The following is a 24,579-nucleotide window of genomic DNA, read 5'->3' on the forward strand; positions in this document are numbered from 1 at the left end:
TTATTGGCCGTTCAATGTGGCCACGAGCTTGCGCGCGCCACCATGATCGCGATGTTCGCCCATCCAGATGCCTTGCCAGGTACCCAGTGCCAGCCTCCCCTTGTTCACCGCGATCGTCAGCTGCGTGCCGAACAGACTGGCACCGATATGCGTGGGCATGTCGTCTGGACCTTCGACGGTGTGGCGGAAATAGGCCAGGTCGCCGGGGACGAGATCGCGCAGGAAGGCATCCATGTCGTGGCGCACGTCCGGGTCGGCATTCTCGTTGAGGGTCAGCGACGCCGAGGTATGCAGCAACTGTAGATGCAGCAGGCCGACATCGAGTTCGCCGAGACGCGGCAGCGCATCGACGACGTCGCCGGTGATCAGATGAAAGCCGCGCGCTCGCGGCTCGAGGATGATTCGTTGTTGGTCCCACATGCGCATCTCCTTGTCTCGGTCAGCCGAGGCCGATAAGTCGACCCAAGGGATGAGTGTGGCCGTTCGTTCGGTATCGGGTCGAGCCCCAGGGTTCTGGAGCCAGATCTGCGAAGCCATTTGCGTTAGCATTTCGGCATTGTCGTCTGCCCCCGGCGCGCCATGTCAGGCCCCCAGCGTGATTCCCTCGATCGTGCCACGCATGGCGGCGACCATATCCGCGAGCCGGCCGGTGCCCCGGATATCGGGGGTGCGCGTTTCCGGGGCGGCGAGTGCGGATTGAACCCCCTTGGCCATCAGCTTCGCGGTTGCCTGGGCTTGCGGGACGTCGTGACGCCGGCCGAGCCATTCGATCAGCATGCGGGTGGATTCGACCATCGCGTAGGGATTGGCCAGCCCGGTGCCGGCGATGTCCGGCGCCGAGCCGTGGGTGGCCTGCGCCATGGCGATGCTGCCTCGGCCGATGCACAGGCCCGGCGCCATGCCGAGGCCGCCGACGAGACCCGCCGCCTCGTCGGTGAGGATGTCGCCGAACATGTTGGTGGTCACCACCACATCGTACTGCTGGGGGTGACGAATCAGGTGCATGGCAAAGGTGTCGACGATCGCTTCCTCGACTTCGACATCCGGGTACGCCTCGGCGGCCCGGTAACACTCTTCGACGAACATGCCGCAGCCGAGCTTGAAGACGGTGTTCTTGTGCACGACGGTCAGCTTCTTGCGTCGTGCACGTGCCAGTTCGAGCGCGGCTTCGGCGACCTTGCGGCTACCTTCGCGGGTGATCACGCGCACCGAGATCGTGGTGTCGTGGGTGGGGCGGAATTCGCCCGAGCCGGCCACGACGTTGCGATCCGGCTGGAAGCCCTCGTTGTTCTCGCGGACGATGACGAGGTCGATGTCATCGTAGATGCAGCCGATGTCGGGATAGGAGCGCGTCGGCCTGACGTTGGCGAACAGGTCGAAGTGCTTGCGCAGGATCGGGTGCGGGTTGATCGCGCCCTCCACCTTGGGGTATTCGCGATGCCCGATCGGGCCGAGAATGAAACCATCGAAGGTGGACAGGGTATCGAGCGTCCCTACCGGCATGGTGGTGCCGAGTTCGTCGAGTGCCTTGCGCCCCAGCGGCATGTGCCGCCAGTCGATGACGAGCCCGGTGCGCTCGGCGGCCGCCTGCGCGACCTCGACGGCGGCCGGTACGATCTCGTGACCGATATCGTCACCATTGAGAACGCCGAGGGTTATGTGGGGTGTGGACATAAGGCTTCCTTCATCATTTGTTTGGCGTTGTCGTCGAGGGCCGTGTTAGAGATCCGGGGCTGGCCTAACGGGTGGCACTCGGCACACAGGCCCTGGCCAATGCGCCGACATCGTCCATGGCCCCGATCTGCCAGGCCGCCTCAATCAGCGAGTCGCATGCCTGTTCGCCAATCACCATGGCGGCCTGGCCGCGGAACTTGGCCTCGATCTGGTCATCGCTCAGCGGCCGTTCGCGCGAGCCGATCGCTCGCTCGACGTGCTTCTCCAGGCGTTGGCCATCGTCGAGGGTGACGATGATGGTGACCGAGGCTTCATAACAGCCGGGATCGGTGGTGACATGCACGTTGCGGCGCAGCTCGACGAGCGCGGGATCGTTGACTGCCTCGTCGGTGAAGGCGGTGGGAGAACCGTCGCCACGCAACAAGGCGCTGGCGGCAGCGTGGAAAACGCTGAACTTGCCCTCGAGACCGGTGCGCGGTTCAGTCTTGCCGGTGAGTTCGAGTACCAGCGGGTGGGTGAGCAGCTCGACCTTGACGATACGGTTGACGTCGCCCAGCTCGTTCCTGAGCTGAATGCAGCCGTCGATCGCCGGGTGAATGACGATTCCGCAGGCGAACGGCTTGTAGGAATTCAACGCGGTTTCCCAGTGCGTGCCCAGCCCGCCGAGGATCTCGCCATAGTCCTGTTTGTCTGACATGACGTTGGCGAAGCCTCGCGGCGCTTCGATGGCGCGTTCCGACGAGTCGAAGCCCGCCTGAGCGAGAAAGGCGGCGAAGGCGCCGTTCTGTGCCGCCCGGCCGGGATGGAAGCTCTTGCACATCGTGCCGAACATTTCGCGAAAACCCGACGACTGCGTCGCCGCGATACCCAGCGCCCAGGTCATCTTCTGGACATCCAGGCCGAGAAGGCGCCCGACCGCCGCGGCTGCGCCGAACACGCCGGCCGTGCCGGTGATGTGCCAGCCGCGGTCATAGTGCTCCGGATAGACCGAGTTGCCGATGCGACATTCCGCTTCGACGCCGATAATCAGGGCGTCGAGAAACGCAGTGCCACTGACGGGACGCGTCTCGGCGATCGCGAGCAGGGCGGAGGCAACGGGGCCGGCCGGATGGATGATCGTCTTGAGATGGGTGTCGTCGTAATCGAGGACATGTGAGCTGATGCCATTGATCAGCGCAGCGTGCAGCGGATCGAGCCGTTCGCTGCGCCCCAGTACACTGGCCTCGGGGGCGCCGGAGAAGGGCGCGACGGCGGCTAGGGCGCGGTCGACCGTCTTGTGTGTCGCCCCACCGATGGCGCAGCCCAGCCAGTTGACGAAAGTGCGTAGACCCTCGGTGCGGATCTCCTCCGGGATGGCGTCGGATCGACAGCCGACGATCCATTCCGCCAAGGTTCGTGTGACATCGGTTCTCTGGGTCATGATGATTCTCCTGCTGTGCAATGGAGACTACGCAAGCCATCTCGACTTAAGTGATGGCCTGATTTTTGTACCGTAAATTGTAGACAATTCTGTAAAGCCTTATACTAGGCATGAATTCTGTAATGAAGCGCTTTCCCTGACTATAATGGTCCTATCTGTAGATATTTTTTTGACGACTGTTGACAAAAAAGTACATCAAATTAGCCAAAACATGTGGCGCGGTATGACGCCACGGCATTCCAAACATGAGCCAAGGCTGACGATAATGGCCGAAAAAAACATCGATTCCTCCGGTTTCCTGAGGGCCCAATCGCTGACCAGCATGGCGCAGCGTGAAATTGAACGCCTGGTCATGGAAGGGCATTACTCACCGGGCGAGCGCATCAATGAGAACGCCCTGGCCATACGCCTCGGCATCAGTCGTGGGCCTGTAAGGGAGGCGTGCCGGGCCCTGGCTGCACAGGGGCTCGTCCAGTTGATTCCCAATCGTGGCGTATTCATCCGCGTGATCGATGAAGAGGATGCAAAATCTGTCTATGAGGTGCGTGCCGGCTTGTTCGGCTTTTGTGGCAGGTTGCTGGCGGAGCGCATCACTCGCGCCCAGCTGGACCACCTGGAATTGCTGATCGAGCAGATGGAAGCGGCGGCCAATGCCAGTGATTTCGACCGCTACTATCCGGCGAATCTGACTTTTCACGACTTCCTGATTTCCGCCTCGGGTAACGAGCGGTTGGTCAAGACCTATCACGATCTCGTTCGTCAATTGCATCTTTTCCGCACGCGTGGCCTGGTGTCGGGCGATGGCATGAAGGCATCCAACCGTGAGCACCGCGAGATCGTCGCGGGACTCGCCTCGCGAGATGCTCAGCGAGCGTTCAATGCCATGCACGACCATGTGCTGGCCGGTCGGGACCGGGCTATGCGGGCGATTGCGCATGCTGGCTCTTGAGCCATGCTCGAGCGATGGTGCCAAGTTGGGCATGCTCACCTCTTGAAAAATTCCGACTAATCGCCCCAGATAACCGCCGGCCTTGGCCGGCGATGTCGCTTCGTACGGATTTACGGAGTCGTCGAGCGGCGTTTAGTGAAAATACGCTTAAATGCCGGCTTAATGAATGGGCTTGCCAAGCTGAGTGCCGCCAAGGCGAAGAAGAGATTGGAGACTGGGCTAGCAAAGAATAACGTCCAGTCACTATCGAAGATGATCATCGCCTGAGAGAAATTGTTCTCGAGCAGGTTACCCAGAACAAGTCCCATCACGAACGGTGCTGGACCAAAGCCATGGCGTAGTGCGAAGAATCCGATCAGGCCCGAAATCAGCATGACCCAGACGTCGAACATCTGCTGCTGATAGGCGAAAGCGCCGACCACCGAGAAACAGAATACCGAAGGCCAGAGAAACGTCCGTGGAATCAAGGTGATCATTGAGAATAGCTTGGCACCTGCCAGCCCGATGATCAGGAACCCGATATTAGCGATGAACATGGCCGTGAAGATTGCGTAGAGAATCTCCGGCGTTTCGCGCATGAGAAAGGGACCCGGACGGAAGCCATGCATGACCAGTGCAGCTAGAATGACCGCAGTGGTACCGCTTCCGGGGATGCCAAGTGCCAGCGTGGGTACCATTGCGCCACTAGTGCCGGCATTATTTGCCGCCTCTGGTCCGGCGATGCCCTCGATCGACCCCTTGCCGAACTCTTCCGGATGCTTCGACCAGCGTTTGGCTTCGTTGTAACCCATGATCGCAGCGACGGTGGTACCTTCTGCAGGCAGAATGCCCACGATGGTGCCGATTCCGGTCGAGCGCAGAATATGCGCCCAGATCCTGCGCATGTCAGCGCGCCCCGGCAGCTTGACCGCAACCGAACGGATCCTCTCCATGGCCTTGTCGCTGGCCTGGGATTGCTTGAGCAGCTCGGCGATCGCAAAGATGCCGATCAACACCGGTACGAAGTCGATACCTTCATAGAGCACCGAAGTGCCGAAGGTGAAGCGCTCGATGCCAGTAACCATATGAATACCGATAGTGCTTACCAAGACACCAAAGAAGCCTGCGATTACATTGCGAAGCGACGACTTGCCACTGATCGCGGCCAGCATGGAAAGACCGAAAAGTGTCAGCGCGAAATACTCTTGTGGGCGGAAGCTCAGGGCTACCGAAGCGAGCAGCGGCGCTGCGAGAATGAAGATGAACAGGCTTAGAATGCCGCCGGCGACGCTTGAAATGGCGGCAACGCCGAGTGCACGTCCGGCCTCGCCACGTTGTGCAAGTGGGTAGCCGTCGAGCGCCGTCGCCACCGCGGGCGGTGCACCGGGGGCATTGATAAGAATCGCTGTGATCGACCCGCCGAAGGTTCCGGCACAGTAGAGCGCAGCCATCATGGCAATGGCAACGACCGGGTCGAGCCCCAGCGTGAAGGGAAGCAGAAGGGCCACCGCCATTGTCGAGCTCAGTCCCGGTAAAGCGCCCACCAATACGCCGAGCAAGACCGAGAGCAGTATGAGCATAATACTCGTTGGCGTCAGAATGATTCCAACGCCCAGAATGATCGCATCGATGTTCAAGGGAGTACCCCCAGGCAAACTATTGAAAAGCGCTTAAAAGCTTTCTGCTGGTTTGAGCAGTTTCTCGGCCGCTCGGTAAGTCTCTGCCATGAGTGATTAAAATCACCCAGGGGCTACCGGAACAGGTAACCGGTAATGCCGGGCAGGAACGACACCTGAAGAGCCCCCGCAAAAAGCCATATCAATGCCGTGGGAAACAGCACGGCATAGGGCACCAGGATTTTGTAGCGGCGCTCACCCCATAGTAGTGGCAGTCCTGCCGCTGCGAGCAGTAGCCCAACGTAAGTGCCGAGCCAGGGCATACTTGCGACAAGGATCAGCATGACTGCCGAAGTGATGAATACGATCAGCTTCGGTCGGGTGCGACGGTCCTCGTCGAGGTCAATGCCTTGCTTGCGTTTCTGAAGATGCTCGAACGGCAGCAGGAGTGCTAATGCCGCAATAAAAACCAGCAGCATTTGCGGAAACATGGCCGGCTGAACGTTCTGAGCCAGGGAGGAGGGTACGGTGTCGAACAGTAATGTCCGCCAGAACAGGAAGGCGCAGATGGCGAGTATGATCAACGCAACAATCGTATCCAGGCGGTGAAAGCGCGAAGTTGCGGGGCGCTGTTGCCCCGCTTCTTCACCGGCACGCTGTGCTGGCTTGTGCCCCATTGTCACTTCCTCTATGAATGGCGAGTGGTGATTACTTCTCTGTGAGACCGAGCTTGCGCATGGCTTCCAGCGCCGTCTGATATTCTTCTTTGATCTGCTTGTCCCATACCTCGCTACCGGCAATGCTGTCCGCGGGATCAAGCCCGGCACTCTTTACGTATTCCTGGTAGCGTGTGCTCTCCATCGCATTGAGAATCCACTTCTCGATCCTGTCGACCATCTCGGGCGGCGTGTCCGCATCCACGTAATAGCCGCGTGTCGTGGAGACTTGGACATCGTCGCCGAGCTCAGCGGCCGTGGGCACGTTGGGCAGGGCCTTGATACGCTCGTCGGAGAGTGCTGCGAGGGCGCGAAGGTCGCCTTCCTGGATCTGGCCCAGCGCTTCGCTGACGTTGGCAAGCGAAGCATCGACGGCGCCAGAGCGCAGTGCGGTGACCATGTCGCCCCCGCCACCGAACGGCACGACGCGCACATCGGTTCCGGCGGCCTCGGCCCAGCGTTCGATGCCGATGTGCTCGGTACCGCCGACTTGCGCTACGCCCCAGGTCAACGCCTGATCCTTCGAAGCCTTGACCAGCTCCTCGTAGCTCTCATAGGGACTATCGCTACGGACCACGATCACCGACGGGTCGTCCATGGCACGGGCGACACCCTGCATGTCCGAGATTTCTATCGGAGAGTTGCCGCGCGCGATGGTGTAGAGGTGGGTCTGGGTGAAGGCCATGATGGTATGGCAGTCAGCACCCTGTTCCTGGAAGTATTCTTGTGCCGCGCGAGCACCGCCGCCCAGCTTGTAGACGATGACGACATCTTCGTCGACTTGCTGGGCGGCAGCGTCCATCCACATGCGCATCGTCATGTCAGTGCCGCCCCCCGCCGAGGAGTGCGAGACGAGTTCGATTGTCTGGGTTGGCCATTGTTCGGGGTCGCAGGAGTCTTCCTGTGCCGCTGCACTGAGAGGAACGACCAGGGCAGCAGTCATCAGGCCGGCCCGGAACAAGTGGCCATTCAGTGTGGATGCGGTAGTGCGCTTGAATGTCATATCAGCCTTCCTTCTCTCTGTTTATGCTTGTCGTCGAAATGGGCCTTGCTTTGGGGTTGCTTCGAGTTGTTATTGTTTCTCGCCTCGCTGCCTCTATCTACGAAGCATCTTCACTCGGCCTCCCCAATATTCAGTGTTTTTAGCTAAACAGAAAACTGTCAACAAAAAAGGTTTTCTGAATCTTAGTCTTTAGTCTTACTGATGCCGCTCACTACGAGCGAAGTCGCATCGATATTGTCCTATAAATACATATAAATTAGTTGCTTACTGGATTTTACGCAGACTCCGTTAGGCCCTGGCTTGGTCTAAGAGGCGACGGGCGATGAAAGTTTGAGGGCAGAATTGTTTTTTTGGTTTGACATAATAGTTAACAGTTTTCAATACTGGCGAGCGTAGCCTAATCGGACTTGCCCGCAAGTGCGAAGGTGGTCGGATTCGAGATTTGTTGCTGGCAAGCATTTGCCCTGGGTCGGCGTGCGTGCCCAACCATCAGGTGATCAATCGGGGAATAACAACAATGAAAATCAAGGACATCAGGACAAGTTTGCACACCACATCCATTGAGATTCCATTGCTGGCCGGCAAGGTGGCCGGCTACGGTCGCGAGGAACAGAAGCTTTTCGTGGTCTGCGAGGTGGAAACCGATGAAGGCATTGTGGGTTATGGCCTGACCGGACATTTTCTCGCTCAAGCGGTGGTCGCTGCCTTGGAGAAACACTTTCTGCCCGTGGTCAGGGATATGGACCCGCGCGACGTCGAAGCCATCCATCAACGCGTTGCTGCCAAGCTCAACCCGCGCGCGATGACCGGCACGGTATCCATGGCGCTGTCCTGCCTGGACATCGCCCTCTGGGACATCCAGGGCAAGCAGGCCGGTCGCTCGGTCACCCGGTTGCTAGGTGGGTGCCGCGAACGGGTTCCCGCCTATGTCACCTTCGGCTTTCCCCAGTACGATCGCGACCAATTGGCCGAGGCAGCCCGGTTGCACGTCGCTAACGGTTTTCGCTCGCTCAAGACGGTCGTGGGGGTCGATAAGGGCGGCTGGCGCGAGGACGCTGCGCGTGTACGCGTGATCCGCGAGGCGGTGGGTGACGATATAGACTTGATGATGGATGCCAACTATCTGTTCAGCCCGGTGGAAGCCAAGCTGCTATGTCGCGCCGTCGAGGACTGCGATATCACCTGGTTCGAGGAGCCGCTCTACCAGAATGATGCGCGGGCACTGGCCGACCTGCGTCGCTCGACGCGAATCCCCCTTGCTGCCGGCCAGATGGAAGGCCACCGTTGGCGCTTGCGCGAGCTGGTCGAGCACCAGGCGGTCGATATTCTCCAGCCTAACTGCACCTATTGTGGCGGTTATACCGAGGCGCGCAAGGCCGCGCACCTGGCACAGACCTATAACCTGCCGATCGCCAATGGCGGCGGTTGGCCGCTGTTCAATATGCACACCATGGCGGGGCTGGCCAACGGCTGGTTGGTCGAATGGCACCTGGGCATGGTGTCGGTGGGCGAGACGCTATTCATCGACCCGCCGCGTCCCGAGAACGGCATTCTCACCATTCCCGATCGTCCGGGCCTGGGGCTCGAGATTGACCGCGACGGCTTGAAGGATACCCGCGTCACGGCGTAGGCCGGATGCGGATCATCAGCGACCACGCCACCCCCATGCGGCTTGGCCGACCACGACGTGCTGCCATGCAGGCGTCTATTACCATGGCGTCAGACGACGACAAGGAGAGAACATGGCTGATAGTCAGAAAGCCACCATCGAGAAGTTCACACCCGATATCGACTCCCGACGCGGCGAGGGGCTGACGCGCGAAATCGTCGAGTTCATTCGCGGCACCGATTACGCTGATCTGCCCGACGACCTGATCAGCATGGGCAAGAAGTCTATCCTGGACGGCTTCGGACTAGCGCTGTCGGGGTCGGTGGCGGAATCGGGGCGGATTGTTCAGAACTACTTGAAACGTCAGGGCGTCTCCGGCCAGGCAAGCATCATTGGCACTGACATGCATGTGCCGGAGCGTTTCGCGGCGTTCGCCAACGGGGTCGGCATTCACGCCGACGATTTCGACGACACTCAGCTCGCGGTGGGTCCGGACCGCGTCTACGGTCTGCTGACGCACCCCACCGCGCCGTGTCTGCCGGCCGCGCTGGCGGTTGCCGAGGTTCATGACCTCTCCGGGCGCGAGCTGATGCTGGCCTATCATCTCGGTGTGGAGGTCGAAACCAAGATCGCTGAGGCGATCTCGCCGCGCCACTATCAGCATGGCTTCCACGCCACGGCGACCTGTGGCACCTTCGCCGCCGCGGCGGCGGCCGGTCGTCTGCTGGGGCTCGACGAGGCGACGCTGCTGCGCGCGCTGGCCATTGCCGCCAGCCAGTCGGCCGGCCTGCGCGAAAACTTCGGCACCATGACCAAGCCTTTCCACGCCGGCCGTTCTTCGGAGTCGGGGGTCGTCGCAGTGGATTTCGCCCAGTCCGGCTGGAGCGCCACCGACAAGATTCTCGAATCGCCGCGCGGCTTTTTCCAGGCTCATGGCGGTGGCTATATGCTCGAGGCGATATCCGGCAAGCTGGGCCTTCCCTGGACCTTCGTCGAGCCCGGTGTCTCGATCAAGCCCAACCCTTCCGGGTCGCTGACTCACCCGGGCATGACCCGCATGCTCGAGCTGATTCTCGAACATGACATCAAGCCCGACGACGTCGACCGCGTGGATGTGGGCACCAACCACAACATGCCCAACGCGTTGATTCATCATCGCCCGACCAACGAGCTACAGGCCAAATTCTCGATGGAATTCTGCATGGCGATCCTGCTGCTCGAACGCCGTGGCGGCTTGCCGGAATTCACCGATGAAGTGGTCAATCGCAGCGACGTTCAAGAGATGATCGAGCGCATCCACTTCGGTGTACATCCCGAGGCGGAGGCAGCCGGCTACGACAAGATGACCACCATCATCGACATCCATCTCAAGGATGGTCGGACAATTTCGGGGCGCGCCGATTTCGGCAAGGGCAGCCCCGCCAACCCGATGAGCTACGACGAGGTGGCCGACAAGTTCCGTGGCTGTGCCGAGTTCGCCGGTTGGGATACTAGCAAGAGCGAGTCGCTGATCGAGGCGGTGCGCCATCTTGAGGAACTCGAGTCGGTCCGTGAGTTGACGTGCTGGCTGAGCGCGTAAAGCCTGGCGCCGGCGACTAACGCCGGCATTCTCAATTCATTCAAAGGAATCGTACGCCATGTCGAATCTCTGGACGCCCGATCTAAGCGGTGAGTGCGCCATCGTTACTGGCGGCACGCGCAACATCGGGCTGGCGATCGCTCAGGCGCTACACGATTGTGGCGCCAGCGTCTGTCTTGTCGGTGCTTCGGATCGCCAAGCGCTCGATGACGCGCTGGCGACACTTGGCGGCGAGAGCGAGAGGGTGACTGGCCTGCTCGCCTCGGTGGCCGACGAGGCGTCGGTCGACGGCATCTTCGATCACGCCGAATCCTGGCTCGGCACGGTTTCGATTCTTATCAACGGCGCCGCGGAGCGTCCTCACAAGCCGTTTCTGTCGATTACCCGTCAGGAATGGGACAGCGTCGTCGGGGTCATTCTGGCCGGCGCGTTCCTGACTGCACAGCAACTGTTCCGCCGCCTGCCTGAAGAGCGCCAGGGGGCGATCGTCAACTTGGGCGGGCTGAGCGCGCATCGGCCAGCCACCGAGCGTCCCCATGTGATCGCCGCCAAGGCCGGGTTGGTGGGGCTGACCCGGGCGTTGGCCGAAGAGGGACTGGGCCGGGTGCGTGCCAATTGTGTAGTTCCCGGTGCGATCGATACCGCGCGCAAGCCCGGGCAGTCGGTGCCGCACCAGAGCGAGAAGGGGCCGCAGCGGGCCCTGGGTAGCAGCGAAGCGGTGGCTCGTGCGGTACTGCCCTTTGCCGATCCACGGGACTCATATATTACAGGGCAGACGCTGCACGTTAACGGCGGCCGGTTCATGCCGTAATGCACCAGCACCAGGTGTTCACGTTGCTGGTCGTGGCTGCTGCGGCAGCCGCTGGCTACGCAGCGAAGCTGGCCGGAATACCGCTGCCGTGGATTCTTGGCCCGATGCTGATCAGCGCGATAGCCGCGCTGAGCGGCTTCGGGGTTCCTGAATCCTTGACGGTGCGGCGTAGCGCCCAGGTCGTCGTGGGGACCGCGGTCGGCCATGGCTTTACGGCGGCCGTGCTTATTTCGCTCGCCTGGCAGGTGCCCTGGATGGTGCTGTTCGCGTTCTGGTCGCTGTGTGTTGCGGCGGTCTGTTCGCTGCTGCTGGCACGCTGGGCCGGCCTGGACCGACGTACCGCGCTGCTCGCCAATCTGCCCGGCGGGGTTGCGGAGATGGCCTTCCTGGGCGATGACAGTCAGTCGCGTGGGGCGAGTACGGCGATTTCGTTGATCCAGGCGATGCGCGTCACTTCGCTGGTGATCCTATTGCCGTTTCTGCTGAGTCTGATTCTCGACGGCTCGGGTGGCGCCAGAACGACGGCCGGCGGTGTCGAGCTGGGCTGGGCGACGCTGTTGGTCCTGGCAATCGGTTTCGGGGTCGGCTGGGGCATGAATCGTTTGGGCATTCAGAATGCCTTCATCGTCGGCGCGTTGCTGGTCTCGGTCATAGACACGCTGAGCGGGGCGTTGGGCGGCAACGTGCCGGCATGGCTGTTCATTGCGGCCCAGATTGCCATCGGCCTGACCCTGGGTGGGCGTTTCAAGCGTGAAGAGATTGCGCGCCTGCCACGAATTCTGGCGGTGGGGCTGGGCGTCTCGTTGATCACCTCGACGCTGATCATTGTATCGGCCTGGTCGATCGCGAGCCCGCTGGGCATCCCATTATCGATAATGACGCTGGCCGGCTCGCCGGGCGGCATCGCCGAGATGATGATCACGGCGACATCGTTGGGCTTGGGTGTTGCCGAGGTGGTGGCGTTTCAGATGGTGCGGATCATCGTCGTCAACCTGTCGGCTTCGCCGATGGCCCGTCTGTGGCTGCGGGTAACGTCTTGAATGGGCGGGACCGGCGTGGAGTGGATTGGGTGTTTGCTATGCTGTGGCTGAGTTACCGGTTTCGACGGTGTGTTTTCTTCCTGCGTAGACATTAGAGGTTGCCATGAGCGAGACCCGCATCGAACGCGACAGCATGGGCGAGCTGGACGTGCCAGCCAGCGCGCTCTACGGCGCCCAGACCCAGCGTGCCGTGAATAATTTCCCGGTCAGCGGTCAGCCGATGCCGGCCGCCTTCATCGCCGCGGTGGCGCGGATCAAGCAGGCCGCCGCCGAGGTCAACCGCGATCTCGAGCTGCTCGATTCGCCGCGCGCCGAGGCGATCATCGCCGCCGCTCAGCAGCTGATCGATGGCGAGCATGCCGATCAGTTTCCCATCGACGTCTTCCAGACCGGCTCGGGCACCTCGACCAACATGAACGTCAACGAGGTGATCTCGCATCTGGCGTCGAAGGAGGGGCTCGAGGTCGGGCCCAACGACCATGTCAACATGGGCCAGTCGAGCAACGACGTGATCCCCACGGCGATTCACCTGTCCGCCGCGCTGACCGTCAAGGAACGGCTGTTGCCGGCGCTGGAATACCTGAAGGCGACGATCGAGCGCAAGGCCGGCGAGCTCGACGACGTGGTCAAGACCGGGCGCACTCACCTGATGGATGCCATGCCGGTACGCATGAGTCAGGAGCTTGGCGGCTGGGCGAGCCAGGTGGGTCAGGCCATCGAACGTCTGCAGAGCGGCCAGCAGCGGCTCTCGCGGCTGGCCCAAGGCGGTACGGCGGTGGGCACCGGAGTCAACGCCCATCCCGAGTTCGCCGCGCGCATCGCCAAGGCGCTGAGCCGCCAGACCGGACTGGAGCTGCGCCCCAGCGACAGCTTCTTCGCCAGCCTGGGCTCGCAGGATGCCGCGGTCGAACTCTCGGGGCACTTGCGTACCTACGCCTGCGCGGTGATGAAGATCAGCAACGACCTGCGCTGGATGAATTCCGGGCCGCTGGCCGGGCTCGGCGAGATCGAGCTCGAGGCGCTGCAGCCGGGCAGCTCGATCATGCCCGGCAAGGTCAACCCGGTGATCCCCGAATCCGCCGCCCAGGCCGCCGCCCAGGTGATCGGCCTGGACAGCGCGATCGGCGTCGCCGGCCAGAGCGGCAATTTTCAGCTCAACGTGATGCTGCCGCTGATCGCCAGCAACCTGCTGACCTCGTTGACATTGATGACCAATGTCAGCCGGCTGCTCGCCGATCGGGCGATCGCCACCTTCAACGTGCGCCGCGACAGCATCGACGCGCCGTTGTCGCGCAACCCGATCCTGGTCACCGCCTTGAATTCGGTGATCGGTTACAACGCCGCGGCCGCGATCGCCAAGAAGGCCTACCAGGCTGGCCGGCCGATACTCGACGTCGCCGAGGAGCAGACCGATCTGTCGCGTGACGAGCTCGAGCGCCTGCTCGACCCGGCCAAGCTCACCGAGGGCGGCATTCCCGGCTGAGCGGTATCCGACGCGCCGGCGAATGCGAGGCGCTATTCACAAATGACCAAGTCGGCGCTCAGCGCCGGCTTGGTCATTGTATGCATGTTGGCGAGGCTGCGCCGATCAGCCGTGTCGGGTCGCCTCGCCGTCACCTTCGCGGCGCGCCTCCTGAATGGTCTCGGCGGCCTGCTGGCGCTCCTCGCGGTCGGCCTCGGGGGAGTCGTTCTCGTCGGCGCGGGCCGGACGGTAGCAGAGCGTGGCGAGGATCGGAAAATGATCGGAGCCGAAACCCTCGAGCCGGCGCATGCCGCCCAGCGTGAAGTGTTCGCTGACGAAGATGTGATCGAGCGGCCAGCGCAGCAGGACATGGCCCGCATGGAAGGTACTGAACATGCCGCGGCCACGGCGCGGATCGAGCATCCCGCTGACACGACAGAATAGCCTTGTGGTGCGCGACCAGGCGACGTCGTTGAGATCGCCGAACAGCAGGGTCGGCTGCTCGTGCTGATGGATGCCCTTGCCGACCAGCAGCAGCTCGGCGTCGCGCCACAGCGACTCCTCGCTCTCGCTGGGCGCCGGCGGCCGCGGATGCACGGCGTGGATGCGGATCCTGACGCCGCACTGCATGCGCAACCAGGCATGAATCGACGGAATGTCGCTCTGGATCAGCCATTTGACCTCGACCTCCTCGAGCGGCTCGCGTGAAAACAGATGCATGCCGTAAAGGTTGTCGAGCGGTACCTTGACGCTGTGCGGCCAGTCGCCTTGAAGCGAGCGGGCCAACTGATCGCCCCACCATTCGTCGGATTCCAGCGTCAGCACCAGATTGGGCTGGGCGGCATGGATCTGCTTGAGCAGGTCCTCGGCATTGCGGTTGGGCGTCAGCACGTTGGCGACCAGCACGGTCAGGTAGCGCCACTCGCCGTCGGCATTGGCATCGGCGACCTTCTTGGTCGCCAGCGGCGTCCAGGGGCGGATGTGCTTACCCTGAACGGCGAACACGGCGGTGCAGGCGGCGATTGCCCACCAGCGCCACTCGGCGCTGCCGAACAGCCAGAGCAGCAGGCCTACGACCAGCGCCAGGCTGGCAATCTGCAGCCGCGGGAAATCGAAGCCGCGTACCCACCAGTGGCGTAGCCGCAAGAAGGGAATCAGGGTGGCAATCAGCAGTAGCGCAGCCGCGGTGCTCAGGCCGATGTCGATCATGCTTGCTCCGGGCAGACCGCTCGACATCCGCCTGGCCAGTGGCGTCACTCGCAGACGACGTGTTCGGCCTGGTAGATCGTGAGCGGCATGAAAATGCGTCACTAATAACACGGATGACAACCGCGGCGTAAGCGTCGCTTTTCAATCGAGTGACTCAGAGCGTGCCTGCATTCATGGCGATCAGTTGAACGCGGCCTGCATCGAATGCTGCGTCCGCCCGAGGTAGTCGGCGAGCCGCTCGCGCTGAGTGTTGTCAAGGCGCAGATAGCGCTTGGTACGCCGCCACAGGATGTCGTCGACGTCACGCGCCCATTCGTGCTCGACCAGATAGTCGACCTCTCGCTGTGACAGCCCGCCGCCGAAATCCTGGCCCAGCGCCTCGATGCTGGTGCAGCCCTGGAGAAAATGCAGGCAGAGCGTGCCATAGCTGCCGGCAAAACGCCGTGCGCGCTCTGCGCCGAGGAACGGGTAGTCGCGCAGTAGCCGAGTCTGGAAGTCCGCCTGGCTGGCGATATCGCCGCCGGGCAGGCGTGCCTCGGCCGTCCATGCCGGCCGCATGGATGGGAACAGGGGGGCGAGTGTCTCGAGAGCGGTTTCGGCGAGCTTGCGGTAGGTAGTGATCTTGCCGCCGAACACGGAGAGCAGCGGAGCGCCCTGGCGATCCAGGTCGAGTGTGTAATCGCGGGTCATCGCCGCCGGATCGGTGGATTCGTCGTCGCACAGCGGGCGTACGCCGGAGAACGTGGTGACCACCTCGTCGCGGGTCAACGGTGTGCGGAAGTGCGCATTGACTACGTCGAGAAGATAGTCGACTTCGTCGTCGCTGGCCCGAATGGCGGCGGGGTCGCCCCGGTAGCGCACGTCGGTGGTGCCGATCAGGCTGAAATCCTGTTCGTAGGGCAGGACGAAGACGATGCGCCCGTCGCGGTTCTGCAGGATATAGGCGCGCTCGTCGGCATTGATGCGAGGCACCACCATGTGGCTGCCCTGGATCATCCGAATGGCGTAGCGTGAGTGATGCGAGGTGCGCTCGCTGATGAAGCGCTCGACCCAGGGTCCAGCCGCGTTGACCAGCACCCGGGCGCGGCGCTCGAAGCGTCGCCCGCCAGGCTGCTCCTCGAGCACCAGCCGCCAGTGGCCATCCTCGTCGTGGGCTTCGACGCAGCGCGTGCGCACCAGGATTTCGGCGCCGTTGTCGCGGGCCTGCAGGGCATTGAGCACGACCAGCCGGGCATCGTCGACCCAGCAGTCGGAATATTCGAAACCCTGGCTGATCTCTTCGCGCAGCGGGTTGCCGGCGGCGAAGCGCAAGCCCTTCGAGCGCGGCAGGCTGTCGCGCTTGCCCAGGTGGTCGTAGAGAAACAGCCCGGCACGAATCATCCAGGCCGGACGCAGGTGCGGCTGATGGGGCAGGATGAAACGCAGCGGCCAGATGATATGCGGGGCTTTTCTGAGCAGCACCTCGCGTTCGCGCAGGGCCTCGCGAACCAGCCTGAACTCGTAGTATTCGAGATAGCGCAGGCCGCCGTGGATGAGCTTGCTGCTCGCCGAGGAGGTCGCCTGGGCCAGGTCGGCCTGTTCGCAAAGGGTTACCGAAAGACCGCGACCGGCGGCGTCGTTGGCGATCCCCGTGCCGTTGATGCCCCCGCCGACCACGAACAGGTCGAGTAGCGGTGGCGTTGATGACGTTGCGCCCATGTCGGCTCCTTCGGGACACCCCGAGTGCGATGATGAAAACGGTGGTTTTCATTATGGGCGAAATTTTCGTTTATGAAAATACTCATGGGTGAAAACGAACATCATCGCGATTGCTGAGCGGGTCCCGTATCGTCTTCAAGCGAGCCGGCAGTGGCCGGTTCTTCGGCGATATGCAGGGCGACGTCGTGAGCCTCGATCAGCTGCAACAGCCGTTCCGGTGGCTGACGGTCGGTGAACAGGGCGTCGATCTGAGCGATGTTGCCCTGACGCACCACGGCGTTGCGGTGAAACTTGGAGTGATCGGCGAGCAGCATCACCTGTCGTGAGTTGTGGATGATTGCCTGGGCGACGCGCACTTCCTGATAGTCGAACTCCAGCAGCGAGCCATCGTCGTCGATGCCGCTGATGCCGATGATGCCGTAGTCGACCTTGAACTGGTTGATGAAATCGATCGTCGCCTCGCCGATGATGCCGCCATCCCGCGAGCGCACCTGGCCGCCGGCGACGATGACGTTGAAATCCTCCTGATGCTGGAGAATGGCCGCGACATTGAGGTTGTTGGTAATGACTTCCAGGCCGTGGTGGTCGGCTAGCGCCTCGGCGAAGATCTCGTTGGTGGTGCCGATGTTGATGAACAGCGAGGTGTTGTCGGGAATCTGGCGAGCCAGCAGGCGGGCGATGCGCTGTTTGGCAGCGAGATTGAGGGTCTTGCGCGTCTGGTAGGCGGTGTTGACGGTGCTCGACTCGAGCCCGGCGCCGCCGTGGACGCGGCGAAGCCGGCCCTCGTTGGCCAGCAGGTTGAGATCGCGACGAATGGTCTGCGGCGTAACCCCGAAATCGCCGGCCAGTTGTTCGATGGAGGCGTAACCTTGGCGCCTGACGAGGGCGATGATGGCGTCGTGGCGGTTGCGCTGGATCATGAAGCGTTCCATTGAGTTATCGATGCAAAGCCCGCAGGCGGCATGCCGTCATAGTATCAGCTTGTGCCAACAGCGCGGCCGCCACCGGGCGGATTCGACCATGGTCTTAGGGTGAGCCGTGCCCGATGGTTTGTTGTTATGTGAAAAGCGGTTTAGCCTCTTTCAAGCAATAACGAACATGCGCAACCCGGCGTCGACATCGCCCCTCCGCTCGGGCAGAGAGACGACGCGCGCCGGATAACCGCCAACAATACGAGTACGCCATGGCTTCCTACCTGCTTTCCATCGACCAGGGCACCACCAGTTCACGGGCCATTCTCTTCGATCGCGATGGTCGAGGCGTGGCGGTCGCCCAGGAGGAATTCCCGCAGCATTTTCCTCATGACGGCTGGGTCGAGCATAATCCCGAAGACCTCTGGGAGTCGGTGCTGCGCACCTGCCGGCAGGTGCTGGACAAGGCCGGGGTCGACGCCTCGGCGGTGGCGGCCATCGGCATCACCAATCAGCGCGAAACCACGCTGGTGTGGGATCGCCGTACCGGCGAGCCGATCTACAACGCCATCGTCTGGCAGGATCGCCGCACCTTCGCGGCCTGCCAGGCATTGACCGACGCCGGCCACGATGCGCTGATTCGCGAGCGCAGCGGGCTGGTGATCGATCCCTACTTCTCGGCGACCAAGCTCAAGTGGCTGCTCGACAACGTCGACGGGGCACGTGAGCGCGCCGAACGCGGCGAGCTGGCCTTCGGTACCGTCGACAGCTTTCTGCTATGGCGGCTGACCGGCGGGCAGGTGCATGCCACCGACGCCACCAACGCCTCGCGCACGGCGCTATTCAACATCCACGAGCAGCGCTGGGACGAGGATCTGCTGGCGCTGTTCGGCATACCCGCGAGTCTGCTGCCCGAGGTGCGCGACTGCAGCGGCGACTTCGGCACCACCCAGCCCGAGTGGTTGGGCGAAGCGCTACCGATCCGCGGCGTGGCCGGCGACCAGCAGGCGGCGCTGATCGGCCAGGCGTGTTTCGAGCCGGGCATGACCAAGAGTACCTACGGTACCGGTTGTTTCATGATTCTCAATACCGGGGGGCGCGCGGAAACTTCACGCAACCGGCTGTTGACCACCGTGGCCTATCGGCTCGATGGGCAGGTGACCTATGCCATGGAGGGCAGCATATTCGTCGCCGGGGCCACGGTGCAATGGCTGCGCGACGGACTCAAGCTGTTCGCCGAGGCCGCGGACAGCGAACAATTGGCGCGCAGTACCCGCAAGGGGCACGGCGTCTATCTGGTGCCGGCCTTCACCGGCCTGGGTGCGCCGCACTGGGACCCGCTGGCGCGTGGGGCGATCTTCGGGCTGACCCGCGACACCGGCATCGCCGAGATCGTCGCCGCCGGCCTGCAATCGGTGTGCTACCAGACCCGCGATCTGCAGACCTGCATGAACGACGACGTCGCCGGACGTGCCGGTACGCTGCGTGTCGATGGCGGCATGGTCGGCAACAGTTGGGTCATGCAGTTTCTCGCCGACATGCTAGGCGTTCCGGTGGACCGCCCCGAGACGCTCGAGACCACCGCGCTGGGCGCGGCCTACCTGGCCGGGTTGGCGATCGGCTGGTACGCCGACCTCGACGAGATCGCCCGGTTGTGGCACTGCGAACGTACCTTCGAACCGCAGATGGCCGAGGAGGAGCGCGAGACGCTGTATGCCGGCTGGCAGGATGCGGTGAATCGCGTCAAATGCCGTTGAGCCTGGCGCGCGGCGGTATCTTGAAGGCGCCGGTGCATTGTCAGGGCATCCTAGCGCTTGATGAGTCTGGAATTGTCCGCCGAATCAAGCACAAGGGAGGGATGTTCCGCGGCGAAAAGTGCCCGCCGGGGGTTGCATTCGCCGCCGCCGAGGGTAGAATACGCATCCGTTGCCGGCCAGCGTATGTGCATAATCGCCGTCAACGCCTGCAGGACCGTAGCTCAGTTGGTTAGAGCGCCACGTTGACATCGTGGAGGTCAGCGGTTCAAATCCGCTCGGTCCTACCAGCAGGCTCTCGCAGCATTGCAGGACCATAGCTCAGTTGGTTAGAGCGCCACGTTGACATCGTGGAGGTCAGCGGTTCAAATCCGCTTGGTCCTACCAGCTTTCAGACGCCCGATTCGCTTGCCGAGTCGGGCGTCTTTCGTTGTGTTTTTCACTGGTCTGGGCGTGTCAGTCGTCATCGACCGGCGCATGCGCGTCGACGAAGCGGGCGATCTCCTCGAGCGCCCGATTGGCCGCATCGAGTAGCGGGGCGAAGCCGACGAACACATGCGGCATGTCGGCCCACAGGCTGAGCTTGACGGGGCTGCCGCTTTGTTGCGCCTGTTCGGCGTAGCGCCGGCTGTCGTCGAGCAGCACTTCCGCTTCGCCGCACTGGATCAGCATCGGCGGCAAGCCGGTGAGATCGCCCTCGATCGGCGACACTCTGGGGTCGTCGGCCTGGGCGACCGGCGCGTGGCCAAGATACAGCTGGGTCAATTGCGGTAGCAGGCTGGCATCGAGGATCGGGTCGACTGTGGCCTTGCGCGTCAGCGAGTCGCTCTCCCAGCTCTGGTCGGTGGCCGGCGAGAAGGCGAGTACCGCGTCGGGCAGGCGCAGCGCTTCGCGCTTGAGAACATCCACACAGGCCAGCGCCAGATTGCCGCCGGCGCTGTCGCCGGCGAGCAGCAGCGGCGGCTCGGAGTCTTCGCGGCACAGCCATTGCCAGGCGTCGAGACAGTCCTCGAGCCCGGCGGGAAATGGCGCCTCGGGGGCCAGCCGGTAATCGATGGCGATCACCTCGGCCTGGCAGGCTCGTGCCAGGCGTGTCGTCAGCGGGCGATGGCTGGCCGGGCTGCCGGCGATCCAGCTACCGCCGTGAAGATACAGCAGCCGGCGGCATGGCTCGTGGTCGGTCTCGGCCGGGCGTACCCGCTCGGCAGCGATGACGCCGGCGCGGGTCGGCACCAGTAGCGGCTCGACCCGGCAGTGAGCGTCGAGGATCATTGGGTCGGCGGCGAAGTACAAATCGAGCAGGCGACGCTTGACGGTCAGGTTGTTACCGCTGGCGATATTGAGCGATTTGAGCCGCTCGAGATGGGTGAGCACGGCGTCCAGCCCCTCGTGGGCGGCGCCGGGCGAGGGCGTGTGATGCATGAATGAGCCTCCCGGATTAGCGGACGTACAGCATGGCGTCAGCGAGAGGCGGCGGCAATGGCTAGCCGGCGAAGTCGCTGGCGGCGATGAATGTCGCGACAAGGCACTCGATCCCGGCCTGGTCGTCGCCGGAAAAGCGCGCCGGGTGGGGGCTGTCGAGATCGAGTACGCCCCACAGCGCCTCGTCGACGACGATCGGCACCACCAGCTCGGAACGCGACGCCGCGTCGCAGGCGATGTGATCGGCGATGGCGTGTACGTCATCGATGCGCTGGGTCTGGCGGGTGCGCGCCGCGGCGCCGCACACCCCGTTGCTGAAAGGAATCGGGTTGCAGGCTGGCTTGCCCTGAAAGGGACCGAGAATCAGCGTCTCGGCCCGGCGCTGCAGGTAGAAGCCCGCCCAGTTGAGATCGGGGATCTCCTGCATGATGAAGGCGCAGGTCTGGGCTGCGTTGGTCAGCCAGTCGCGGCTGTCGAGCAGCGCTTCGAGCTGGCGGGCGAGGCGTGGATAATCGCTCATGGACACTTCCTTTAAGCGGGCCTGAAAGTAGACGGGCCGGCCCTTTCAGGTCGGCCCGTCGGTCACGACGAGTGGCGCTTACTTCCAGCCGGGAACGGCGCCGCCCTTGAACAGCTCCTCGGCCTTGTCGATCACCGGCTGGCTCTGGTAGGCGTCGACCAGCTGCTGGATCGCTTTGCGGTCCTGATCGCCGGCGCGCACCACGATCAGATTGACATAGGGCGACTCGGGGCCTTCCTTGATCAGCGCATCGTCCAGGCTCAGGCCGGCCGGCTGGGCGAAGGTGTTGTTGATGAACGCCATGTCGACGTCGGGGAGCACTCGTGGCAACTGAGCGGCCTCGATTTCGCGAAACTCGAAATCGCGTGGGTTCTCGGCGATGTCGATTGGCGTGGCTTCAAGATTGCTCGGATCGTTGAGCTCGAGCAGGCCCTTGTTGTGCATCAGGATCAGCGCGCGGCCTTCGTTCGACGGATCGTTGGGCAATGCGATGGTCGCGCCGTCGGGTAATTCCTCGATGCTGTCGTACTTTTCGGAATAGGCGCCGATCGGATAGACGAAGGTGCGCCCGGCGATCGCGAAATCGTAGCCGCGGTCACGGACCATCGACTTCATGTACGGCTCGTGCTGGTAGGCGTTGGCATCCAGGCTGCCATCGGCCAGCGCGGCGTTGGGCGTCACGTAGTCGGTGAACTCGATGATCTCGACGTCGAGCCCGTACTTGTCCTTGGCGATCTGCTTGGCGACCTGCATGACGTCGGTTTCGGGCCCGGCCACGGTGCCGACCTTGATCTGATCGGCGGCGGCGCTGGCGGGACCGCCGACCAGGCCGAGGCCGAGCAGGGCGGTGCCGAGTGTCTTGGCGATGGCGTGCTTCATGATGTGTCTCCTTGCGATGTGCCCGATGCCGCGGAACCGCGCGGCGGAATAGGGCGTATTTTAAGCTATAAGCAGAAAATTGGTAATGCCTTTTGGTTATTGGTTCGATTTGGCTGCTCGGGTCGGCTATTTATGGTCGGTTCGCCGCACCAGATAGTCGCCGAGCATCTGGAAGCCCTGCACCAGAACCACCAGAATGACCACCGTGATCAGCATCACGGTGGGGTTGAAGCGGTTGTAGCCGTAGCGAATGCCCAGATCGCCGAGCCCGCCGCCGCCCACCGCACCGGCCATCGCCGAATAGCTGATCAGCGTGACCACGGTAATGGTCAGGCCGGTGATGATGCCGCCACGCGCCTCGGGCAGCAGCACCTTGGTGATGATCTGCAGCGGCGTCGCGCCCATCGATTGAGCGGCCTCGACCAGCCCTGGCGGGACTTCGTTGAGCGCCCCCTCGACCAGTCGCGCGACGAAGGGAATCGCGGCGATGGTCAGCGGCACGGCGGCGGCGCTGGTGCCGATCGAGCTACCCACCAGCATGCGCGTGAAGGGGATGATCGCGACCAGCAGGATGATGAAGGGGACCGAGCGGCCGATGTTGGTGACGATCCCCAGGATGCGGTTGCTCAGCGGCTGGGCGAGAATCTGCCCCGGGCGGGTCACGTAGAGCAGTACCCCCAGCGGCACGCCCAGCGCCGCGGCGATGACGCCGGACACGGCGACCATGTAGAGAGTGTCGAGGGTCGCCGCGAGGATCAGTTCAAGCATCGCGCTGGACATGGCCGAGCACCTCCACTTGCAGGTCGTGGGAGTCGAGATAGGCCAGCGCCTTGGCGGTCTGCTCGGGCGTGCCGATCAGTTCGGCAATCATCAGTCCCAGGGTGCGATCCTGGATCGACTCGACCTTGGCCTCGAGAATGCTGACGTCGATGTCGCAGTCGCGGGCCAGGCGCGAGATCAGCGGGGTGGATACGGCATCGCCCTTGAATGCCAGGCGCACCACCGGGTGGCTGTTGTCGCCGGGGCGCGCCTCGAGCCGGTCGACCAGCGCCTGGGGCGGCTCGAGTTCGAGGAAGGCGTTGAGGAAATCGCGGCCCAGCCGGGTCGCTGGCGTGGTGAAGAAGTCACCGACGTCGGCTTCCTCGACCAGCTCGCCGCCGGAAATCAGCCCCACGCGATGGCAGATCGACTTGACCACTTCCATCTCGTGAGTGATCAGCAGAATGGTCAGCCCCAGCTTGCGGTTGATGTCCTGCAGCAGTTCGAGAATCGACACGGTGGTCTGCGGATCCAGCGCCGAGGTCGCCTCGTCGCACAGCAGCACCTTGGGACGGCTGGCCAGCGCCCGGGCGATCGCCACGCGCTGCTTCTGGCCGCCGGAAAGCTCGGCCGGGTACTTGTCGCGCTTGTCGGAGAGCCCGGTCATTTCAAGCAGCGGCTCGACGCGTTCGCGTATCTCGCGCTTGGCCACGCCCATCAGCTCCAGCGGCAGGGCGACATTGGCGAACACCGTGCGCGACGACAGCAGGTTGAAATGCTGGAAGATCATGCCGACCCGGTGGCGGGCGCGATTGAGTGAGGCGGCGTCGAGCGCGGTCAGTTCCTCGCCATCGACGTATACCCGGCCGGTGGTCGGGCGTTCGAGCAGATTGACGCAGCGAATCAGCGTCGACTTGCCGGCGCCGGACAGGCCGATGACACCGTGGATGGCACCCTGGGGCACGTGCAGGTCGGTGGGCTTGAGCGCATGAATGGCGCCGGCGCCGCTGCCGTAGGTCTTGGAAACGTGGTCGAGTGTGATCATGGTTCCGGTCGTGTCGGGGCGACGATCGGAGCGGGAAAACGGGCGGAGCGGACCAGGTCGCGGTACAAAAAAGGCCACCCTGGCGGGTGGCCATCAACGCTGGACACACCCTTTTAGCTGCACTTTCCAGCGCCTTGCGGCCCTGGAGGCGCCCGCAATCCGGGAACAAATCGGCGCCTTGAGATGATGCGCGAAAGTCTAGAGAGCCCTTCGGGGGCTGTCAACGACTTTGGTCTATGCCCTAATAACAAGCGCCACCATGTAGCAAATTGCCATGTGAAAGGCTCCTTTCATAGAAGAAAAGCCTAAAAATTCATGGGTGACCCGCGGCCGTTGATGGCGGTTATCCGCCCGCGGCGTCGGTGGGCGCGACAATCGGCTTTCCTCCAGGCGCGGCTTTTCTCTAGCAGCCTGTCGGACTTAGCGTCGGCAGACAATGGACGCCGCCTGCCGCGGCAGATTTTTGCACCATCATGATGCCTACTTACGGGCTTCTGTGGCCAATATTCTCAAAACGAGCAGCA

At 62.9% G+C, this 24,579-nt stretch carries 21 protein-coding genes and 2 tRNA genes; 9 read left to right on the forward strand and 14 right to left on the reverse strand.

Translation table 11 applies throughout. From position 1 onward, the window contains the following. The 3 genes from K7I12_RS14475 to K7I12_RS14485 all read right to left on the reverse strand — a co-directional run bounded on the left by K7I12_RS14475 (position 1) and on the right by K7I12_RS14485 (position 3,094). Complete coding sequence (locus K7I12_RS14475) at positions 1–420, reverse strand: secondary thiamine-phosphate synthase enzyme YjbQ (protein WP_231664523.1); 420 nt, start codon at positions 418–420, stop codon at positions 1–3. A 162-nt stretch (positions 421–582) separates the two neighbouring features. Beyond that, positions 583–1,674 (reverse strand): isocitrate/isopropylmalate dehydrogenase family protein, encoded by a 1,092-nt coding sequence (locus tag K7I12_RS14480; protein ID WP_231664524.1) that lies wholly within the window; start codon positions 1,672–1,674, stop codon positions 583–585. Between the two features lie 64 nt (positions 1,675–1,738). Further along, a complete protein-coding gene (locus K7I12_RS14485) occupies positions 1,739–3,094 on the reverse strand; it encodes an MmgE/PrpD family protein (RefSeq protein WP_231664525.1) in 1,356 nt (451 codons plus the stop codon). A gap of 265 nt (positions 3,095–3,359) precedes the next feature. On the opposite strand from K7I12_RS14485, the gene K7I12_RS14490 reads away from it, so the two are divergent. After that, a complete protein-coding gene (locus tag K7I12_RS14490; RefSeq protein WP_231664526.1) occupies positions 3,360–4,043 on the forward strand; it encodes an FCD domain-containing protein in 684 nt (227 codons plus the stop codon). Positions 4,044–4,153: 110 nt separating this feature from the next. Here the strand turns inward: K7I12_RS14490 and K7I12_RS14495 are convergent, their stop codons facing one another. The 3 genes from K7I12_RS14495 to K7I12_RS14505 all read right to left on the reverse strand — a co-directional run bounded on the left by K7I12_RS14495 (position 4,154) and on the right by K7I12_RS14505 (position 7,357). Beyond that, entirely contained in the window at positions 4,154–5,659 is a 1,506-nt protein-coding gene (locus tag K7I12_RS14495) for a tripartite tricarboxylate transporter permease (protein WP_231664527.1), read from the reverse strand. Positions 5,660–5,772: 113 nt separating this feature from the next. Then, complete coding sequence (locus K7I12_RS14500; protein WP_231664528.1) at positions 5,773–6,315, reverse strand: tripartite tricarboxylate transporter TctB family protein; 543 nt, start codon at positions 6,313–6,315, stop codon at positions 5,773–5,775. Positions 6,316–6,346: 31 nt separating this feature from the next. Further along, a complete protein-coding gene (locus tag K7I12_RS14505; RefSeq protein WP_231664529.1) occupies positions 6,347–7,357 on the reverse strand; it encodes a Bug family tripartite tricarboxylate transporter substrate binding protein in 1,011 nt (336 codons plus the stop codon). 544 nt (positions 7,358–7,901) lie between these two features. Here K7I12_RS14505 and K7I12_RS14510 point away from each other — a divergent pair. The 5 genes from K7I12_RS14510 (at position 7,902) to K7I12_RS14530 (ending at position 13,879) form a co-directional block, all read left to right on the forward strand. Next, on the forward strand, positions 7,902–8,987 hold the full coding sequence (locus K7I12_RS14510; RefSeq protein ID WP_231664530.1) for a mandelate racemase/muconate lactonizing enzyme family protein: 1,086 nt from the start codon (positions 7,902–7,904) through the stop codon (positions 8,985–8,987). 112 nt (positions 8,988–9,099) lie between these two features. After that, a complete protein-coding gene (locus K7I12_RS14515) occupies positions 9,100–10,545 on the forward strand; it encodes an MmgE/PrpD family protein (protein ID WP_231664531.1) in 1,446 nt (481 codons plus the stop codon). 58 nt (positions 10,546–10,603) lie between these two features. After that, positions 10,604–11,356 (forward strand): SDR family NAD(P)-dependent oxidoreductase, encoded by a 753-nt coding sequence (locus K7I12_RS14520; RefSeq protein WP_231664532.1) that lies wholly within the window; start codon positions 10,604–10,606, stop codon positions 11,354–11,356. Then, entirely contained in the window at positions 11,356–12,396 is a 1,041-nt protein-coding gene (locus tag K7I12_RS14525) for an AbrB family transcriptional regulator (RefSeq protein ID WP_231664533.1), read from the forward strand. Before K7I12_RS14520 ends, K7I12_RS14525 begins: the two co-directional genes overlap by 1 nt. A 103-nt stretch (positions 12,397–12,499) precedes the next feature. Beyond that, positions 12,500–13,879: a class II fumarate hydratase gene (locus tag K7I12_RS14530; protein ID WP_231664534.1), complete on the forward strand. Its 1,380-nt coding sequence runs from the start codon at positions 12,500–12,502 to the stop codon at positions 13,877–13,879. Between the two features lie 105 nt (positions 13,880–13,984). Here the strand turns inward: K7I12_RS14530 and K7I12_RS14535 are convergent, their stop codons facing one another. The 3 genes from K7I12_RS14535 to K7I12_RS14545 all read right to left on the reverse strand — a co-directional run bounded on the left by K7I12_RS14535 (position 13,985) and on the right by K7I12_RS14545 (position 17,685). Beyond that, entirely contained in the window at positions 13,985–15,067 is a 1,083-nt protein-coding gene (locus tag K7I12_RS14535) for an endonuclease/exonuclease/phosphatase family protein (RefSeq protein ID WP_031383822.1), read from the reverse strand. 180 nt (positions 15,068–15,247) lie between these two features. Next, positions 15,248–16,765, reverse strand: coding sequence for a glycerol-3-phosphate dehydrogenase (gene glpD, locus K7I12_RS14540; protein WP_231664535.1), 1,518 nt, complete (start codon positions 16,763–16,765; stop codon positions 15,248–15,250). Positions 16,766–16,866: 101 nt separating this feature from the next. Beyond that, entirely contained in the window at positions 16,867–17,685 is an 819-nt protein-coding gene (locus K7I12_RS14545; RefSeq protein ID WP_051907609.1) for a DeoR/GlpR family transcriptional regulator, read from the reverse strand. A gap of 263 nt (positions 17,686–17,948) precedes the next feature. Here K7I12_RS14545 and glpK point away from each other — a divergent pair, with 263 nt between their 5' ends. The 3 genes from glpK to K7I12_RS14560 all read left to right on the forward strand — a co-directional run bounded on the left by glpK (position 17,949) and on the right by K7I12_RS14560 (position 19,817). Then, positions 17,949–19,433, forward strand: a complete 1,485-nt coding sequence (glpK, locus tag K7I12_RS14550) for a glycerol kinase GlpK (RefSeq protein WP_231664536.1) — start codon at positions 17,949–17,951, stop codon at positions 19,431–19,433. 210 nt (positions 19,434–19,643) lie between these two features. Next, a tRNA-Val gene (locus K7I12_RS14555) sits at positions 19,644–19,720 on the forward strand. 20 nt (positions 19,721–19,740) lie between these two features. Next, positions 19,741–19,817 (forward strand) — tRNA-Val (locus K7I12_RS14560). Between the two features lie 69 nt (positions 19,818–19,886). On the opposite strand, the gene K7I12_RS14565 is transcribed toward K7I12_RS14560, so the two are convergent. The 5 genes from K7I12_RS14565 to K7I12_RS14585 form a co-directional block, all read right to left on the reverse strand. After that, entirely contained in the window at positions 19,887–20,852 is a 966-nt protein-coding gene (locus K7I12_RS14565; RefSeq protein ID WP_269438695.1) for an alpha/beta hydrolase, read from the reverse strand. Between the two features lie 61 nt (positions 20,853–20,913). Beyond that, complete coding sequence (locus K7I12_RS14570; RefSeq protein ID WP_231664537.1) at positions 20,914–21,372, reverse strand: GAF domain-containing protein; 459 nt, start codon at positions 21,370–21,372, stop codon at positions 20,914–20,916. Between the two features lie 78 nt (positions 21,373–21,450). Then, complete coding sequence (locus K7I12_RS14575; protein ID WP_231664538.1) at positions 21,451–22,251, reverse strand: MetQ/NlpA family ABC transporter substrate-binding protein; 801 nt, start codon at positions 22,249–22,251, stop codon at positions 21,451–21,453. A 126-nt stretch (positions 22,252–22,377) separates the two neighbouring features. Further along, positions 22,378–23,031 carry a methionine ABC transporter permease gene (locus K7I12_RS14580; protein WP_231664539.1) on the reverse strand — a complete coding sequence of 218 codons (654 nt, stop codon included), beginning with the start codon at positions 23,029–23,031 and terminating at the stop codon, positions 22,378–22,380. Further along, positions 23,012–24,055, reverse strand: coding sequence for a methionine ABC transporter ATP-binding protein (locus tag K7I12_RS14585; RefSeq protein WP_231664540.1), 1,044 nt, complete (start codon positions 24,053–24,055; stop codon positions 23,012–23,014). Before K7I12_RS14585 ends, K7I12_RS14580 begins: the two co-directional genes overlap by 20 nt. Positions 24,056–24,579 lie beyond the last annotated feature (524 nt).

The sequence above is a fragment of the Halomonas sp. IOP_31 genome (assembly GCF_021151495.1).
GTDB classification, from domain to species: Bacteria; Pseudomonadota; Gammaproteobacteria; order Pseudomonadales; family Halomonadaceae; genus Modicisalibacter; species Modicisalibacter zincidurans.

Coding starts and splice junctions, on each gene's coding strand:
- K7I12_RS14475 (WP_231664523.1), bottom strand. CDS start 420: ATGTGGGACCAACAACGAATCATCCTCGAGCCGCGAGCGCGCGGCTTT.
- K7I12_RS14480 (WP_231664524.1), bottom strand. CDS start 1,674: ATGTCCACACCCCACATAACCCTCGGCGTTCTCAATGGTGACGATATC.
- K7I12_RS14485 (WP_231664525.1), bottom strand. CDS start 3,094: ATGACCCAGAGAACCGATGTCACACGAACCTTGGCGGAATGGATCGTC.
- K7I12_RS14490 (WP_231664526.1), top strand. CDS start 3,360: ATGGCCGAAAAAAACATCGATTCCTCCGGTTTCCTGAGGGCCCAATCG.
- K7I12_RS14500 (WP_231664528.1), bottom strand. CDS start 6,315: ATGGGGCACAAGCCAGCACAGCGTGCCGGTGAAGAAGCGGGGCAACAG.
- K7I12_RS14505 (WP_231664529.1), bottom strand. CDS start 7,357: ATGACATTCAAGCGCACTACCGCATCCACACTGAATGGCCACTTGTTC.
- K7I12_RS14515 (WP_231664531.1), top strand. CDS start 9,100: ATGGCTGATAGTCAGAAAGCCACCATCGAGAAGTTCACACCCGATATC.
- K7I12_RS14520 (WP_231664532.1), top strand. CDS start 10,604: ATGTCGAATCTCTGGACGCCCGATCTAAGCGGTGAGTGCGCCATCGTT.
- K7I12_RS14525 (WP_231664533.1), top strand. CDS start 11,356: ATGCACCAGCACCAGGTGTTCACGTTGCTGGTCGTGGCTGCTGCGGCA.
- K7I12_RS14530 (WP_231664534.1), top strand. CDS start 12,500: ATGAGCGAGACCCGCATCGAACGCGACAGCATGGGCGAGCTGGACGTG.
- K7I12_RS14535 (WP_031383822.1), bottom strand. CDS start 15,067: ATGATCGACATCGGCCTGAGCACCGCGGCTGCGCTACTGCTGATTGCC.
- glpD (WP_231664535.1), bottom strand. CDS start 16,765: ATGGGCGCAACGTCATCAACGCCACCGCTACTCGACCTGTTCGTGGTC.
- K7I12_RS14545 (WP_051907609.1), bottom strand. CDS start 17,685: ATGATCCAGCGCAACCGCCACGACGCCATCATCGCCCTCGTCAGGCGC.
- glpK (WP_231664536.1), top strand. CDS start 17,949: ATGGCTTCCTACCTGCTTTCCATCGACCAGGGCACCACCAGTTCACGG.
- K7I12_RS14565 (WP_269438695.1), bottom strand. CDS start 20,852: ATGCATCACACGCCCTCGCCCGGCGCCGCCCACGAGGGGCTGGACGCC.
- K7I12_RS14570 (WP_231664537.1), bottom strand. CDS start 21,372: ATGAGCGATTATCCACGCCTCGCCCGCCAGCTCGAAGCGCTGCTCGAC.
- K7I12_RS14575 (WP_231664538.1), bottom strand. CDS start 22,251: ATGAAGCACGCCATCGCCAAGACACTCGGCACCGCCCTGCTCGGCCTC.
- K7I12_RS14580 (WP_231664539.1), bottom strand. CDS start 23,031: ATGTCCAGCGCGATGCTTGAACTGATCCTCGCGGCGACCCTCGACACT.
- K7I12_RS14585 (WP_231664540.1), bottom strand. CDS start 24,055: ATGATCACACTCGACCACGTTTCCAAGACCTACGGCAGCGGCGCCGGC.